Below are 15,636 nucleotides of genomic sequence, written 5' to 3' on the forward strand. Positions count from 1 at the left end.
TACTGGGAGGGGTGGGGTCCAGCGATCGGCTTATCCTCCTGTGCCCGTTGGGCCGAGTCGTTGGCGGCGTCTCTCCGTGTGTCGTATGCTGACAGGTCAGTCGATGCACCGACGACACCGACATGCAAGTGAGCCACGCGAGCGAAAGGTGAAGACATGACTGACAGCGACAAATCTCAGGACCGGAGCCCGGTGCCCGATCAGGCGGAGGCCAACGCCTTCTTCCCGAGCGCCTACTCGCTCTCCCAGTACACGTCGAGCAGGACCGACTTCGACGGCCCCGTCACCGAGGAGACATACACGGGCGGGAAGTGGAAGATCCTCACGATCGCCACCGACGAGCGGTACATGCTCATGAAGAATGGCACGTTCTTCTCCACCGGCAACCATCCCGTCGAGACGCTGCTGCCACTCCACCACATGGCCGAGGCTGGCTACGAGATCGACGTGGCCTCCGTCAGCGGCGGACCCGGAAAATTCGAATGGTGGGCCTACCCCGGGCAGGACGAGGCCATCGCCTCCGCGTGGTCGAGCGCCGAGGCGAAATTCAAGGCTCCGCTGAGGCTCTCCGACGTCATCGCGAACGGCCTCGACGACTACGCCGCGATCTTCATCCCGGGCGGCCACGGTGCCATGAACGTCATCCCCTTCGACCAGGACGTGCAGGCTGCCCTGGACTTCTTCCTGGACAACGACAGGCTCATCATCACCCTCTGTCATGGTCCGGCGGCGTTGTTGGCCGCGGGCCTCGGTCGCTCCACGAATCCCTTTGCCGGCTACCGTGTCACCGCGTTTCCGGACGCACTCGACTTCGGGGCGAACCTCGACATCGGCTATCTGCCTGGTGAGATGCCATGGGCTCTCGGCGAGACGTTGAAGAAGGATGGCATCGAGATCATCAACGATGAGATGACCGGTGCCACCACACGCGACCGCAACCTCCTGACCGGAGACAGTCCGCTCGCGGCGAATCAGCTCGGAAAAGAGTCTGTGATCGCGCTCTTGGAGAGTTTCGGCGGCTGAGACCTTCGCCGTTCAGCGTTCTGCCAGACGACCGCGACGTCACTGAGTACGTACTGCTCTGGGCGCATTCAGCGACGTCACGGTGATTCAGAGGCGCGGCCGACGGTGGCCCAGCAACCTCGCGCGAGGTTGCTGGGCCACCGACGGGTAGTTCGAGGGCATCGGGCGGGGAGAGCGGTCAGTCGGCGATGCTGAAGTTGCCGCGGAAGACCCGACCCGGGTCACGCTCTTCTTTGAGTTGGCGCAGGCGTGCCAGGGACTCTGCGGGCAAAGCGTCGGCGAGGCCCTCGTGTGGATTGAGGAACGTGACGGGTTTGCGTCCACTGGCAGGCAATGCCCGCGCCAGATCGGCCTGCTTCTGCTCGATCGACTCCGCGGCCGCCTCGGTGACGGGAAGACCGAACATATAGACGCTGTACGGCTCGTCCAGGGCGCCGTGCGGGTTGTCGGTCGGCTGCGCCAACGCGCCGCCGAGGTGCCTGACCTGCACCGACAGAAGCGGGTCGATGGGCGAATCGAGGAGCGTGTCCAGGGTGTCATCGTCAAGGGACGTGAGCAGCTCGGCGCGTGAGCTGCCGACTCCGGGATCGGTCGGTTCGGCCGTGATCGCACCCAGCTCGGCGACGCTCATCGGCGCCCGGGAATCCGACAGCGGCGTCGGCAGGGCCTCGAGCGGGCGCATGAGCTCACGCGCTTCCTCCTCGTCGCCGAGGTACGTCGAGTCGATGGCGACCATCGGCTCCGAGCCCGGGAAATGCAGAAGTTCCAACCACAGGGTCAGCGCATCGGGAGCGGTGTGAGTCATTGTCCGGAACACCTCGGCGACCTGCCTGATGTGGTCACCGGCCCAGAGCACACGTCCGCCGAAGACGTCAGGGGCGGCCTGCAGCCCGACCTCAAGACCGATGACGATGACGAGCTCGCTTCCGCCTCCGCGCAGCGCCCAGAACAGGTCCGGGTCCTCGGTCGCGGAGACGCGGCGGGCGCGGCCGTCAGAGTCGACGATGTCGAATGCGTGGATGCTGTCGCCGACCCACCCGAAGGATCGGCCGAACCAGCTCAGGCCACCGCCCAGGGCGACTCCGGCGACGGTTACCACCGGGGAGCTGCCCGGCAGTCCGGTCAGCCCGTGTTCTGCCGCCGCTCTCTGCAGTTCGCCGGACTTCACACCCGCGCCGATCGTCGCCGTGCGCTGTGCCGGGCCGACGTCGATGCGGTCGAGGCGGGTCGTACGCAACAAGATCGTGTCGTCGGCCCCCCCGGTCGCTCCGTGTCCGGTCGGCTGGGTAGCGATCGACAGGCCTCTTTCGCAGGCCCAGTTCACGAGGGTGACGACGTCGGTGACGTCGGCGGCTTCGACGACGGCGAGGACGTTCTGGTCGACAGCCCGGTTCCACGGGCGGTGGACCTCGTCGAATTCCGAGTCGTCGGGAAACCAGGTGCGCCCCTGGACAGTGGCGCGAAGCTCGTCAAGAATGGTGAACGGCAGAACAGTCATGATGACTCCTTGGCTGGTGTTGGTGATCGGGCCGACGTGTGCCGGACTCAATGATGAGTCGCAGCTCTGCCCGAAAACGTGACAAGCCGTCGTCGTCAGGATCCCAATGCCATCGGAGACATCACCGCAGACCCTCGCCGAGGTGGCCGACCAGTTCTCCTCGCATCGACCGAAGATGTTCGCCATCGCTCACCGCACCCTCGGTTCCCCGTGGGCCGCCGACGATGCCGTGCAGGAGGCGTGGATCCGTTTGCAGCGAGCCGATATCTCGGCCATCGACAACCTCGAGGCGTGGCTGACGACGGTCATCTCGCGAGTCTGCATCGACGCCCTTCGCCGTGATGCCGCAAGGCGTGAGGATCTGCACTGGGAAGCATCGGACGACGACGCAGTCCCGGACCATGACTCGACGGGCGAAGCACCCGGCACGGCCGGCACTCCCGGAGGTGGTGGGGGAGGAAGCGGCGTCCGCACCGATCGACCGGAGGACAGCGCCCTGCTCCGAGACGATCTCACGGTGGCGCTGCACGTCATCCTCGACACTCTCGGTCCCTTGGAACGACTGGCGTTGGTGCTTCATGACATCTTCGCCCTGTCCTATGACGACATCGCCCCGATCGTCGACCGCAGCCCGGTCGCTGCTCGTCAGCTCGCATCCCGGGCCCGCGCACGCCTGCGCAAAGTGGATGCGGAGGAGGTCCGACACCGGCAGGAAACCGCCATCACGTCCTTCCTCGAAGCGGCTCGCGGAGGAGACTTCGGCGGCCTCCTCCAGCTGCTCGACCCGGAGATCGAAGTGCGCAGCGACCCCGCTGCCGTGAGCCTCGCCGAGGCTGGTGCCGAATTCGGTGCCCCACTCATCCGCCCCGAGGTCGTCGGCCGTGATGCTGTGGCCCGGGTGTTCAACGGGCGAGCGAAGGCCACCGAACTGGTCTGCATCGATGGTGTCCCCGCGGCCGCCTATATCTCCGACGGTGTCGCTCGGGCACTCTATCTGTTCCACTTCGCCGACGGCCGAGTCGCGTCCGTCGACGTCATCGCCGACGAGAACATCCTCGGGAACCTTCCCATCACCCGCTGAACACCGCTTAATTACTACCTGACGGCGGCCCAGCAACCTCGCGCGAGGTTGCTGGGCCGCCGTCAGGTAGTAGGGACGTACATAACGACGTGCAGGCGGGAGTCCTCGGAGGGAATGAGCCGGTGGTGCTCGAACTCGACGATGCCCTGCGCGTGGTGGTCGAAGACGCGCAGCCTGCTCGCGAAGCGCTCCACCGTCTGCTCGGCCCATTGCTCGCGGAAGTCCTCACTCGCCTGACTCAGCCTCTCGATGAGCGCACGGTGCCCCGGTGTACTCAAGCGCACTCCGGACTCGACGCGGAACTCGGCCAGGAAGTGACGGCTCTCTGCCTCCCAGTCGGGAAGCATCCTGCGCAGAGTGGGATCGGTGTAGATGAGCCAGATGAGATTCCGGTCGGGCTTCGGAATCGACGTGATCGCCGGATACAGCCATTCGTAGGCCGCATTCCAGCCGGCGATCGTCCAGTCCGGGGCGACAGCGAATGCTGGGAAATCGAGCGCATCGAGCAGACGCTGCAGCGACTCCGAGACCTCAGCAGGCTCATCGTCCCGAGCAGCCACGACCCGTTCGACGAGTCCGAGGACATAGTCGGTCTCGGCGGCGCTGAGGTCGAGGACCCGGGCCACAGCGGTGAGCACCTGCCTGGAGACATTGGTGTCCCGGCCCTGTTCGAGCCACGTGTACCAGGTGCTGCTCACCCCTGCGAGGGTGGCGACCTCCTCGCGGCTGAGTCCGCTGTCACCGCGCCTGGAATTCGGCGGCAGACCGGCCGCCGAACGCTGCCGTTCCCTGCGCCTGATGGTGAGGAATTCACCGAGCTGCTCACGTTGTGGTGTGCGGGGTCGAATCATGGATTGATAGTACTCACAGTACTGGTACCGATGGTAGCTTCCGCCGAAGCCACTACCGCGCTGGGATAGATTCCATGCCGACCTATCGTTCTCGCACAGTCACCCACGGCCGCAATATGGCCGGAGCCCGCGCCCTCTTCCGCGCAGCCGGAGTCTCCGGTGCCGACCTCGGCCGCAAACCGATCATCGCCGTGGCGAACTCCTTCACCGAATTCGTCCCCGGGCACACTCACCTCGCCCCGGTCGGGCGGATCGTCTCCGAGGCAGTGACCGCCGGCGGCGGCATTCCCCGAGAATTCAACACCATCGCCGTCGACGACGGCATCGCCATGGGGCACGGCGGCATGCTCTACTCACTGCCCTCACGCGACCTCATCGCCGATTCCGTCGAGTACATGGCCAACGCTCATTGCGCTGACGCCCTCGTCTGCATCTCCAACTGCGACAAGATCACGCCCGGCATGCTCATGGCCGCGCTGCGCCTCGATATTCCCACGGTGTTCGTCTCCGGCGGACCGATGGAGGCCGGGCGGACCACCTTGGCCGACGGCACTGTCCGCTCGCTCGACCTCGTCGATGCGATGTCCGAGGCCGTCAACGAGGCGACCTCCGATGCCGATGTGCTCCGCATCGAGGAGGCGGCGTGCCCGACCTGCGGATCGTGTTCGGGCATGTTCACGGCGAACTCGATGAACTGCCTCACCGAGGCGATCGGACTCTCCCTGCCCGGCAACGGTTCGGTGCTCGCTACGCACACCGTGCGAAGGGCCCTCTACGAAAGGGCGGGCAGCCTCGTCGTCGATCTCGCACGTCGCCTCTACGAGGACGATGACGATTCGGTGCGCCCCTGCGCGATCGCCACCTCGGCGGCCTTCGGCAACGCCATGGCTCTCGACCTGGCGATGGGCGGGTCGACGAACACGATCCTCCACCTGCTCGCCGCCGCCCATGAGGCAGGGGTCGACTTCGACCTCGACGATATCGACGACCTGTCACGCCGGGTGCCGTGTCTGGCGAAGGTCGCCCCGAACGTGGCCGGGGACCGCACCTTCTACATGGAGGACGTGCACCGTGCCGGTGGGATCCCCGCTCTTCTGGGGGAGCTGCGCCGTGCGGGTCTGCTCAACGAGGAGGTCCACTCTGTCCATGCTCCGTCCCTGTCCGCGTGGCTCGACGAATGGGACGTCCGCGGTGGCAAGGCTGCATCTGCCGCTGAGGAACTCTGGCATGCCAGCCCCGGAGGGAAGCGCTCCTCGACGGCATTTTCGCAGTCGGCCCGGTGGAACAGTCTCGACCTCGACGCCGTCAGCGGCTGCATCCACGACATCGACCACCCATATTCGGCAGACGGCGGTCTCGGCGTGCTGCGCGGGAACATCGCCGTCGACGGTGCCGTGGTCAAGACCGCCGGCGTCGACGAATCCATCCACGTCTTCTCCGGGCCCGCCGTGGTCTGCGAGTCACAGGAGGAAGCGGTGGAGAAGATCCTCAGCAGACAGATCAAGGAAGGCGACGTCGTCGTCATCCGCTACGAGGGACCGCGGGGCGGACCCGGCATGCAGGAAATGCTCTACCCGACCTCGTACCTCAAGGGCCTGGGCCTGGGGAAGTCGTGCGCGCTCATCACCGATGGACGTTTCTCCGGTGGGACCTCGGGGCTGTCGATCGGTCATATCTCGCCCGAAGCGGCAGCGGGCGGCACGATCGCACTCGTCGAAGACGGCGACATCATCGGCATCGATATCCCCCGCAGGTCGATCAGCCTCGAGGTCGCCGAGGCTGAACTCGACCGCCGTCGGTCCCGCCTCGAGGCGGAGGGGACCTACCGTCCTCGTCAGCGCAAACGCACAGTCTCGACCGCGCTGCGCGCCTATGCCGCCTTCGCTCAGTCCGCAGACAAGGGAGCGGTGAGGAAGGTTCCCGAGGCGGTCTGACTATTCGTCGGTAACCGCCCGTCCGTGCTCAGCATTCTGCCAGCCGGGGCCAGGATAATTGAGACTGGCCGCCCACTTGATCACTGTCGGAAGGACCATGGACGACTATCGAAGTCCCGGCTGGGACATCACACTTCGCACCTCAGAACAATTCAATAATGCGCAGGCAGACGCTTTGCGGGCACAGAGCGCGCGGGCAGGTGGTCGCCGTTGACCTGGTTGCTCTCGCTTCTCATAGGCCTCCTCGTCGTCCTCCTCATCACAGTGGCCACCGGCTACTTCGTGGCGCAGGAATTCGCGTACATGGCCGTCGACCGCTCCCGTCTGGCCGCGCGTTCGGCCTCCGGTGATCGCGCCGCGGACAGGGCCCTGTCGATCACCCGCCGCACCTCCTTCATGCTCTCCGGAGCGCAGTTGGGCATCACCGTCACCGGACTGCTCGTCGGCTACGTCGCCGAACCGCTCATCGGCAGGGCCGTCGGCGAGGCCCTCGGCGGCACCCCGATCCCTGCCGGCACAGGCGTGCTCATCGGCACCGTCCTCGCCCTCCTCGTCTCAACGCTCATCCAGATGCTCTTCGGTGAGCTGTTCCCGAAGAACCTGGCCATCGCCCGCCCCGAGGCGCTCGCCACCTGGCTCGCCCGCTCGACCTCGATCTATCTGGCCGTCTTCGGCTGGCTCATCACGATCTTCGACAAAGCCTCGAACGCCCTGCTGCGCGTCCTCGGCATCGAACCGGTCCACGACGTCGACCACTCCGCCACCCGGCGCGACCTCAAACACATCGTCGCCGAATCCCGGGAGGGCGGCGAGATCGTCGACGACGATTCGCTCATCCTCGACCGCATCCTCGACTTCCCGCAGCAGAGCGTCGCCCACGCTACGGTGCCGCGCTCACGCGTCGACGTCATCGACATCGACACGCCCCTGGACGAGGTGCGCGAACTGATGAGCCGAGGCCACTCCCGCTACCCCGTGCTCGACGCTGATGATCAGGTGATCGGCACGATCGACCTCCTCGACGTCCTCGCCGAGGCGGCACCGGGCACCACCGAAAACGTCGCCGAGGCGGCACCGTGCACCACCGTCACCGGGACCGGGGTCCGTTCCCTCTTGCGCGACCCGGTCTTCGTCCCGGAATCCCTGCCGCTGCCGGACGCGGTGGCCACGCTATTCGAACGGCGGGAGCAGATGGCCTGCGTCGTCGACGAATACGGCGGCTTCGCCGGAATCCTGACGTTGGAGGACCTCGGTGAGGAACTCGTCGGTGACATCGCCGACGAACACGACCACATCGTCGAAGAACTCATCGAGACCGGCGACGGCACCTGGACAGCACCCGGGGTCATCCCCCTCGACGAGGTGGCCCGCGTACTCCAACGCGAACTGCCGACCACCTCGGCGCAGACCTTGTCGGGCCTCGTCATCGAACACCTCCGCGGATTCCCCGAGGTGGGGGATCGAGTCTCGATCGAACTGCCGATCGACCCCGCCGACCTTGGCGGAAACGACACCCCGGAGACGGAGCGACTCGTCATCGACGTCATCGAGGTGGCCAGGCATGTGCCCGCGCGGCTGCGGATCGGAATCGAGGTGGCACGATGAGCAATCCCTGGGTCATCACAGCGATCACGATCGCCATCATCGGGCTGTCCGCGTTCTTCGTCGCCGTCGAATTCGCGCTCATCGCCGCTAAACGGCACCGTCTCGAAGACGCGGCCGCGGACAGCCGATCGGCCCGGGCCGCCCTGCGCAGCTCGACCGAGTTGTCGGTGCTGCTGGCCGGGTCGCAGCTGGGCATCACGGCCTGCACTCTGGCGCTCGGGGCGATCACGAAACCGGCCGTCCACCATTGGATCACCCCGGTCGCCGAGGGACTGGGTCTGCCGCTGTGGATCGCCGACATCGTCGGCTTCGTCCTCGCCCTCGTCATCGTCACCTTCCTCCACCTCGTCGTCGGTGAGATGGCGCCGAAGTCGTGGGCGGTGGCGCATCCGGAACGCTCGGCGATCATGCTCGCATTGCCGATGCGGGCGTTCATGCTCCTCACCCGCCCGCTGCTGCATGTGCTCAACAACGCTGCGAACGCGTGCCTGCGCCTCGTGCGGGTCGAACCCGTCGACGAGGTCGATCAGGCGCACACGCCCGAGGACCTGAGGCAGCTGCTGCAGCATTCGGCGCAGGCGGGAACCTTGGAGAAGGAGTCCTCGGAGGCTCTGCTCGGCGCCCTCGACCTCACCCGGCTCACACTTGACGAGCTCGTGGCCGGTCGCCCGGAGCCGACGGCCGTCGGTCCGGAGGCGACTGCGGGTGAGGTGCACGAGGCGTCGCGCCGTGACCGTCACCGTCGCATCCTCGTGCGCACCGAGGCTGACGGCCCGCTGAGTCATGTGGTGCATGTCAGGGATGTGCTCGGACTTACCGAGGATGCTCCCATCGCCGAGGTAGCCCGTCCCGTCGCCGTCGTGGACGGATCGATGACCGTGGTGCGGGCATTCGAGGCGATGCGGGAGGACAACGTGCAGCTGGCTTTGGTGGAGAGGGCCGACGGCAGCCATGCGGTCGTCACCGTCACCGACGTGCTCACCCACCTGCTCACCACCGGTCAAGTGCCCTCCCGATAATTACTACCTGACGGCGGCCCAGCAACCTCGCGCGAGGTTGCTGGGCCGCCGTCAGGTATGTCTGAGCCAGGACATGATGCATGCATCAATGTATGCATCTGTTATCGTGGGTCCGTGAATGATTTGCCGACACTGCCCTGGCAGCGCATCGACGACTCCGCTCCGATCGCCGTTCGGATGGCCGCGGCGACCGCCCGGGAGATCATCGAAGGCCGGCACGAACCCGGCGACCTCCTCATCGAGTCCGACCTCGCCGCCGCGCACAACGCCAGTCGCACTCCTGCGCGGGAGGCGATGCTCCAGCTCGAGCGTTGGCGCCTCGTCCGCCTCGTCCCCAAGAAGGGCGCGCTCGTGACCACGGTGACGGGCAAGGAACGCCGCGACCTGCTCGCCGTGCGCTCGATGTTCGAGATCGACGCGGTGGAGACACTGGCCGACGGCGGCGACCTCACCGCTCTGGCCGCCGATCTGCGCACCCTGCTCGGCGAGCAGAGGAAGGCCCTTGACGCGGGCGATCCGCTCGGCTTCGCCAGCGCCGACTATGCCTTCCACGCCCGCCTCATCCGCAGCGGCGACAACGCCATCGTCACCGAGATGCTCACGACCATGGGCCCGCGCCTGGCCCGCCTGACCTTCCAGGTCGCCATCGACGCGCCGCACACCCTCGACACGCTCCTGACCGAGCACGAAACTCTCACCGACCGCGCCGAGTCGGGCGACGCAGAAGGCTTCGCCCGACTCGTCCGCGCCCACATCGAAGGCTCCCACTTCCCGCAGTCCCGCTGAGGAGGACCATGACCGCTTACCCCTCGACCTCCACGACCGTCACCGCCGCCGAGGCAGTCCCCACCGGGGACAGAAATACCCGCGCCGAGGCGGCCCCCGCCGCGGACGTCGAAACGACGGTTCCGAACCCTGCCCGGTCCCACCTCGGCGAGGTGGATTCCGATCGAGAGCCAGAACGGCCACGGCGGGCGCGGGCGTGGCTGATGGTGGCCCCGGCGATGTTCCTGCTCGCATGGGGCGGCAATCATTTCACCCCGCTCGTCCACATGTATGAGGAGGACGGAGGCTACGCCATCTGGCAGGCGAACCTGCTGCTGGGCATGTATGTGGGCGGACTCATTCCGGGACTGTTGGTCGCCTCGGCGCTGTCGGATCGGCATGGACGCAAACCGGTCCTCATCGCCGGATCGCTCGCCGCGATCGCCGGCAGTCTTGGGCTCGGGCTCGGTTTCGATCTGTTCTGGCTGCTCTGCCTGGGTCGGGTGTTCGCGGGGATCGGCGTCGGGGTGGCGATGTCGGTGGGCACGAGCTGGATCAAGGAGCTTTCGGCCCCGCCGTTCGATCACCGGGCCGGAATCACTGCCGGTGCCCGGCGTCCTTCACTGACGCTGACCTTGGGGTTTGCCATGGGCGCGGCGGTCACCGGGTGCCTGGCCCAATGGGGGCCGGTGCCCGAAGTCGTGCCCTACGCCGTGCACGGAGTGCTCAACCTAGCCGCACTGATCCTGGTGATCTTCGCGCCGGAATCGATGCCTCGCGACCAGCGGGCAGCAGGCCATTGGTGGCACGGTCTGCGTGTTCCGCTTGTCGCGCATCGGACGTTCCTGCGACTGATCGTGCCGGCTGCGCCCTGGGTGTTCGGTGCCGCCGGGGTCGCCTATGCCGTGATGCCGGCGATCGTGCAGCGGGAGCTGGGGGAGTGGACGACGCTGTATGCCACGGTGCTCACCGTCGTCACGCTCGGAGCCGGTGCGCTGGTGCAGAACATCGTGCCGTGGATCAACAGACTGACCGGCGGGCGGGCGCTCGTCGTCGGACTGGCGCTGATGACCGTGGGGATGGGGCTCGGGGCGGTGGCCGCACTTCTGGCGGACCCGATCCTCGCGTTCATCGTGGCGATCGTGCTCGGTGTCGCCTACGGAATCTGTGTGGTCTCGGGGCTCATCATCGTCCAGGCCATCGCCTCACCGCAGGAGCTCGCCGGCATCACCGGTGTCTACTATTCGCTGGCGTACTCCGGGTTCCTGCTGCCCACCGTGCTCGCCGCCTTATTGCCCGTGCTGTCGTACACAGTGTCTTTGGCGGCGGTCGCGGTCATCTGCCTAGCCTGCCTCGCAGCAGTCGCCTTATCCACCAAACACCCCTAATTGCTACCCGACGGCGGCCCAGCAACCTGGCGCCAGGTATCTGGGCCGCCGTCGGGTAGTTCTGAGAGGGGATGCGGAGTGCGAACCCAGACACCTACCATGAGAACAACCGTCGCCTACCGATAGGGATCGACCATATGCCCGGCAAGTCACGTCACCAGTCCCCAGCCGTCAACGCGTTCATCGACATCATGGGGCCGCGCCACGTCCTCACCTCCGCGCGAGCGACCGCACCGTACGCCAAGGGCAACCGCTTCGGCGGCGGCGACGTGCTCGCCGTGCTGCGCCCGGGCAGCCTCGTCGACATGTGGCGGGCCCTGCAGGTCTGCGTCGACAACGACCTCATCGTCATCCCGCAGTCGGCGAACACCGGCCTGACCGGCGGTTCCGGCCCCGGTGCGCAGGACTACGACCGTCCGATCGTCATCATCTCGACCCTGCGGATCAACGAGATCTACCTCATCAACGACGCCCGCGAAGCGATCTGCCTGGCCGGATCCACCCTCTACGAACTCGACGAGGCACTCGCCCCGTTCCACCGCGAACCGCACTCGGTCATCGGCTCGTCCTCGATCGGCGCCTCCGTCATCGGTGGCATCGCCAACAACTCCGGCGGCTCCCAGATCCGCAAGGGCCCGGCGTTCACGAAGCACGCGATCTTCGCCCGCGTCAACGAGGAGGGGCGACTCGAGCTCGTCAACCACCTCGGCGTGGAGCTCGGAGACGACCCCGCCCACATCCTCGACAAACTCCAGCGCGGAGACTGGGACCCGGCCGGGGTCACCCCCGCCCCGGAGGACACGAAGGAAACCGAATACGGGAAGCAGGTCCGCAGGATCGTCGACTCACCGGCTCGATTCAATTCGAACTCCGACTACCTGTACGAGGCCTCCGGTTCGGCCGGAAAGCTCATGGTCTTCGCCGTGCGCACCCGCACCTTCCCCAAGGAGGAGGGAGCGACAACGTTCTACGTCGGCACGAACTCCCCAGCCGAACTCGAAGATCTGCGACGGGCGATACTGACCTCGGAGATGCCGCTGCCGATCTCAGGCGAATACATGGGCCGGCCCTCGTTCGACCTCGCCGAGAAGTACGGTAAAGACACGTTCGTCTCGGTCAAGCACGCCGGCAGCCGCGAGCAGATCAAGCTGTTCGCGCTGAAGAACTGGGCCAACGGCGTGTTCGCGAAGCTGCCGTTCTTCGGCGAGACCGTCGCCGACACGATCGCGCAGAACGCGTTCGGCCTGCTCCCGCAGCAGCTGCCCAAGCGGATGCTCGAGTACCGCGACCGCTTCGAGCATCATCTTCTCCTCGTCGTCAGTGCCGAGGAGAAGAACCGGATGGGTGCGTTCCTTGACGACTTCTTCGCCGAGGCGGCCCACCAAGGTGACTATTTCGTGTGCAGCGCCGATGAAGCTCAGTCCGCGATGCTCCACCGCTTCGGTGCCGCGAGTGCCGCGACCCGGTACTTCAACCTCAACCGTGAGGACTCCTCGGACATGATCACCTTCGACGTGGCGCTGCGCCGCGACGATGAGGACTGGCTCGAGGTCCTGCCCGACGAGATCGCCGACCAGCTGCACATCAGCTCCTACTACGGGCACTTCTTCTGCCACGTCCTCCACCAGGACCACGTGGCGAAGAAAGGCGTCGACCCGGTGGCGCTGAAGAAGCAGATGACCGAGCTGCTCGAGGCCCGGGGTGCGGCCGTGCCTGCCGAGCACAACTACGGCAGGCTCTACCCCGTGCCGCCGAAGATGGAGGCGCACTTCAAGGACCTCGACCCGCACAACGTCTTCAACGCCGGAGTCGGCGAGACGTCGGCGAAGAAGGACTGGGCCTGAGAGTTCCGCTGCGCTGTCGCCGACAGTTCAGTCGACGAGGAACCTCGGACATCACCTCGTGCAAACAGCAAAACACCCCGCCGCAGCGGGGTGTTTTTGCGCTTAGGGTAATGGACGCTCATCCACCGAACCTCAAACACCGAGCCGAATCAGTCCTCGTCTTCGATCTCATCGGCGGCGGCCGCCTCGGCGCGGGCCTGCTTGATCTTGCGCAACCGGGAGATCGTCATGATGGTCAGTGCGACGATGAAACCGAACGCTGCGCTGATCGCAATGGTGTACGCGCTGGTGGGGGCGCCGAAGGTTGTGCTCGCTCCCATGCCGACATCGATGAGCGGAACCCCCGTGCTCAGATGGAAGACGACTGCGCCGACCCATGCCACCGCGAACAGGGCGCCCACGATGTTGCCGATGATCAGCCGCCTCGGTGAGACGCGGGCCATGGCCATTGAGAAGTCCACGTTCTCTCGCTGGCAGTACGCAGAGATGACGACGCTGGTGACCATGGAGCCGAGAACGATGAGCACGCTCCACATTCCCGCGCCGATCACGGCGAAGATGAGTGCAAGCGCGAAGAACACGTAGGTGGAGACGACGGCCCCCAAGGTATATGCCCGCAGAATGACGTCGCGTTCGCGTTCGTCTCCCATCGAGGGGTCGTCGAAGCCGGCGATTCTGTCGGCAAAGGCGTTGGGGCGGTTCTTGTTGTCGCTGATGTTGTTCATGACGATTCCTCCTGAAGTGAGAAGATCTCTTCGACTGTCGTGTCCAAGGCTCGGGCGATGCGCAGCGCCAGATAGACGCTGGGGGCGTAGTCGCCGCGCTCGGTCGCGATGATCGTCTGCCGCGACACCCCGGTGAGCTGGGCCAACTGTGCCTGCGTCAGCCCCGCAGCCTTGCGGACCTGCTTGAGGTCCGAGGTCTGAACTTCCATACCGTTCCTTGATGTCAACTTCTCTTTACATCAATAAGTAAAGCATGTTTGACATCGCTATGTCAATGATCTTTGACATCGCCGAGGCGGCCCTGCCGATCCGTGGTCCCGCTCGGTCGCGTTTGGGCCGCCGGGGCTGGGCTGAGCGGTCGTGCCGTCGTCTCGTCCGCGCACAACGTCCCGCAAACACGAAAACACCCCGCCGCAACGGGGTGTTTTCGCGCTAAGAGTGATGGATGCGCACTGGCCGGCGCGAAGAGAGACTCACGCGAGGGCGTGACACTAACGGTGACGGATGCCAGCCGAGGCGGTCGCCGGCAGGCGGCACTACCGCCCAATGCGCGTGACACCGGCGCGCGGGACAGCCATCGGGCAAGCGCTCGCCTCAGCGCTCCCTACGCCTCCACAACGCGCTCGCGCCGACGGTCTTTCTCCAGCCGCGCTTCGTGACTCGACCGCTTGGGGTTGAGCAGCTTCAGCAGCGACAGCGCGATGATCGCTCCCAGCACAGCGCAGCCGGCGGGCAACAGCATCGCGGTCTTCGCATCGAAGGCGTCGATGATGTTGCCGGCGACGGCCGATCCGAACGCGACGCCGAAGCCCAGCGAGGTGCCCAACCAGGCGAACGCTTCGGTGAGCCTGCGCGGGGGAGCGAGCTGCTCGATGACGGAGTTCGCTCCGATGAGGCTCGGTGCGATCGCGGATCCGACGACGATGAGGATGATGCCGTAAGTGATCATCGAGTTGGCCAGCAACATCAGGCACGCGCCCACGGCCAGAGCGGACACGGCCACGCCGAAGCGGTGATGGATGGCGGCCTGCCAGTTGCGGGCTCCGTACAGCGCGCCGGAGATGAGCGATCCCAGCGCCAGGCACGACAGGAGCACTCCGGCCGTGGACTTCACGCCGAGTTCGTCGGCGAAGGCGACGGCGATGACGTCGATGGCACCGAAGTTCACGCCGAGGAAGATGTTGACGATGATGATCGCGAAGATGCCCGGGTTCGAGAACACGTGCCCCTTCGCCTCGGTGGTCCGTTCCACCGGCGGGGGTTCGGTCGACTTCTGGATGTAGAGCAGCAGCGAGCCGACGCCGACGGTGATCATCGACAGGATGATTCCCGCCGGCGGCCACACGGCAGTCGCGAGCACCGTGGCCAGCACCGGCCCGGAGACGAACATCAGCTCATCGGCGACCGATTCCCAGGAGAACGCGGTCTGCAGTTTCTTCGGGGTGTCGACGATGTGCGACCAGCGCGAACGCACCAGCGAACCGACGGAGCCGACGGTGGCGCCGCCGATGCCGGCGAAGACGAAGACGAATCCCGTCCACCATTCCTCGTACACGGAGACGATGAGCAGCGCCAACGCGATGAGGTGGGTGATGACGATGGGCACCATGACCTTCGCCTGGCCGAGGCGGTCGACGAGGCGAGCGATCCCGGGGCCGGCAAGTGCCTGGACGATCATGTAGACGGCGGAGACGATGCCCGCCATGCCGTACGACCCGGTCACGCCCTGGATGAAGAGGACGATTCCCAGCCCCAGCACTGCGATGGGCATCCGGGCGACGAGACCGGCCAAGGAGAACTTGAGAGCACCGGGAAGCGACAGAATTTCCCGATAGTTATTGAACACCAGGAAAGTCTACCGAGCGCCCCGAACGACAGCCAGGTCGATCCTGCGTTATTACTG

General features: G+C 66.0%; 13 protein-coding genes. 8 read left to right on the plus strand and 5 right to left on the minus strand.

Annotation, left to right across the window (positions count from 1 at the left end; translation table 11 throughout):
* Positions 1-156 precede the first annotated feature (156 nt).
* A complete protein-coding gene (gene hchA / locus SB749_RS07240; RefSeq protein ID WP_410709738.1) occupies positions 157-1,023 on the plus strand; it encodes a glyoxalase III HchA in 867 nt (288 codons plus the stop codon).
* 178 nt (positions 1,024-1,201) lie between these two features.
* On the opposite strand, the gene SB749_RS07245 is transcribed toward hchA, so the two are convergent.
* Positions 1,202-2,521, minus strand: coding sequence for an FAD-binding oxidoreductase (locus SB749_RS07245; protein WP_410709739.1), 1,320 nt, complete (start codon positions 2,519-2,521; stop codon positions 1,202-1,204).
* A 106-nt stretch (positions 2,522-2,627) separates the two neighbouring features.
* Here SB749_RS07245 and SB749_RS07250 point away from each other — a divergent pair, with 106 nt between their 5' ends.
* Positions 2,628-3,602, plus strand: coding sequence for a sigma-70 family RNA polymerase sigma factor (locus SB749_RS07250; RefSeq protein ID WP_410709740.1), 975 nt, complete (start codon positions 2,628-2,630; stop codon positions 3,600-3,602).
* 62 nt (positions 3,603-3,664) lie between these two features.
* On the opposite strand, the gene SB749_RS07255 is transcribed toward SB749_RS07250, so the two are convergent.
* On the minus strand, positions 3,665-4,453 hold the full coding sequence (locus tag SB749_RS07255; protein ID WP_410709741.1) for a helix-turn-helix transcriptional regulator: 789 nt from the start codon (positions 4,451-4,453) through the stop codon (positions 3,665-3,667).
* Positions 4,454-4,527: 74 nt separating this feature from the next.
* On the opposite strand from SB749_RS07255, the gene ilvD reads away from it, so the two are divergent.
* From ilvD to dld, 6 genes are all read left to right on the plus strand, one after another.
* Entirely contained in the window at positions 4,528-6,387 is a 1,860-nt protein-coding gene (ilvD, locus tag SB749_RS07260) for a dihydroxy-acid dehydratase (protein WP_410709742.1), read from the plus strand.
* Positions 6,388-6,597: 210 nt separating this feature from the next.
* Entirely contained in the window at positions 6,598-7,992 is a 1,395-nt protein-coding gene (locus SB749_RS07265; protein ID WP_410709743.1) for a hemolysin family protein, read from the plus strand.
* Complete coding sequence (locus SB749_RS07270) at positions 7,989-9,011, plus strand: CNNM domain-containing protein (protein WP_410709744.1); 1,023 nt, start codon at positions 7,989-7,991, stop codon at positions 9,009-9,011. The genes SB749_RS07265 and SB749_RS07270 overlap by 4 nt, the downstream gene beginning before the upstream one ends.
* A gap of 114 nt (positions 9,012-9,125) precedes the next feature.
* The gene (locus SB749_RS07275) at positions 9,126-9,797 is read left to right on the plus strand and encodes a GntR family transcriptional regulator (RefSeq protein WP_410709745.1); all 672 of its coding nucleotides are present in this window, start codon (positions 9,126-9,128) and stop codon (positions 9,795-9,797) included.
* Positions 9,798-9,805: 8 nt separating this feature from the next.
* Complete coding sequence (locus SB749_RS07280; protein WP_410709746.1) at positions 9,806-11,164, plus strand: MFS transporter; 1,359 nt, start codon at positions 9,806-9,808, stop codon at positions 11,162-11,164.
* 137 nt (positions 11,165-11,301) lie between these two features.
* Positions 11,302-13,008 carry a D-lactate dehydrogenase gene (gene dld / locus SB749_RS07285; RefSeq protein WP_410709747.1) on the plus strand — a complete coding sequence of 569 codons (1,707 nt, stop codon included), beginning with the start codon at positions 11,302-11,304 and terminating at the stop codon, positions 13,006-13,008.
* Positions 13,009-13,157: 149 nt separating this feature from the next.
* On the opposite strand, the gene SB749_RS07290 is transcribed toward dld, so the two are convergent.
* From SB749_RS07290 to SB749_RS07300, 3 genes are all read right to left on the minus strand, one after another.
* Positions 13,158-13,733 (minus strand): hypothetical protein, encoded by a 576-nt coding sequence (locus tag SB749_RS07290; RefSeq protein ID WP_410709748.1) that lies wholly within the window; start codon positions 13,731-13,733, stop codon positions 13,158-13,160.
* Complete coding sequence (locus tag SB749_RS07295) at positions 13,730-13,942, minus strand: helix-turn-helix transcriptional regulator (RefSeq protein WP_262776929.1); 213 nt, start codon at positions 13,940-13,942, stop codon at positions 13,730-13,732. The genes SB749_RS07290 and SB749_RS07295 overlap by 4 nt, the downstream gene beginning before the upstream one ends.
* Positions 13,943-14,337: 395 nt before the next feature.
* On the minus strand, positions 14,338-15,579 hold the full coding sequence (locus tag SB749_RS07300) for an MFS transporter (RefSeq protein ID WP_410709749.1): 1,242 nt from the start codon (positions 15,577-15,579) through the stop codon (positions 14,338-14,340).
* Between the last annotated feature and the right edge of the window lie 57 nt (positions 15,580-15,636).

The sequence above is a fragment of the Brevibacterium sp. SIMBA_078 genome (genome assembly GCF_046534565.1).
Taxonomy (GTDB): Bacteria; Actinomycetota; Actinomycetes; order Actinomycetales; family Brevibacteriaceae; genus Brevibacterium.

Excerpts from the sequence above, each read along its gene's own strand:
- SB749_RS07290 (WP_410709748.1), bottom strand. The coding sequence starts at position 13,733 with ATGAACAACATCAGCGACAACAAGAACCGCCCCAACGCCTTTGCCGAC.
- SB749_RS07250 (WP_410709740.1), top strand. The coding sequence starts at position 2,628 with ATGCCATCGGAGACATCACCGCAGACCCTCGCCGAGGTGGCCGACCAG.
- dld (WP_410709747.1), top strand. The coding sequence starts at position 11,302 with ATGCCCGGCAAGTCACGTCACCAGTCCCCAGCCGTCAACGCGTTCATC.
- SB749_RS07255 (WP_410709741.1), bottom strand. The coding sequence starts at position 4,453 with ATGATTCGACCCCGCACACCACAACGTGAGCAGCTCGGTGAATTCCTC.
- ilvD (WP_410709742.1), top strand. The coding sequence starts at position 4,528 with ATGCCGACCTATCGTTCTCGCACAGTCACCCACGGCCGCAATATGGCC.
- SB749_RS07245 (WP_410709739.1), bottom strand. The coding sequence starts at position 2,521 with ATGACTGTTCTGCCGTTCACCATTCTTGACGAGCTTCGCGCCACTGTC.
- SB749_RS07295 (WP_262776929.1), bottom strand. The coding sequence starts at position 13,942 with ATGGAAGTTCAGACCTCGGACCTCAAGCAGGTCCGCAAGGCTGCGGGG.
- SB749_RS07280 (WP_410709746.1), top strand. The coding sequence starts at position 9,806 with ATGACCGCTTACCCCTCGACCTCCACGACCGTCACCGCCGCCGAGGCA.
- hchA (WP_410709738.1), top strand. The coding sequence starts at position 157 with ATGACTGACAGCGACAAATCTCAGGACCGGAGCCCGGTGCCCGATCAG.
- SB749_RS07270 (WP_410709744.1), top strand. The coding sequence starts at position 7,989 with ATGAGCAATCCCTGGGTCATCACAGCGATCACGATCGCCATCATCGGG.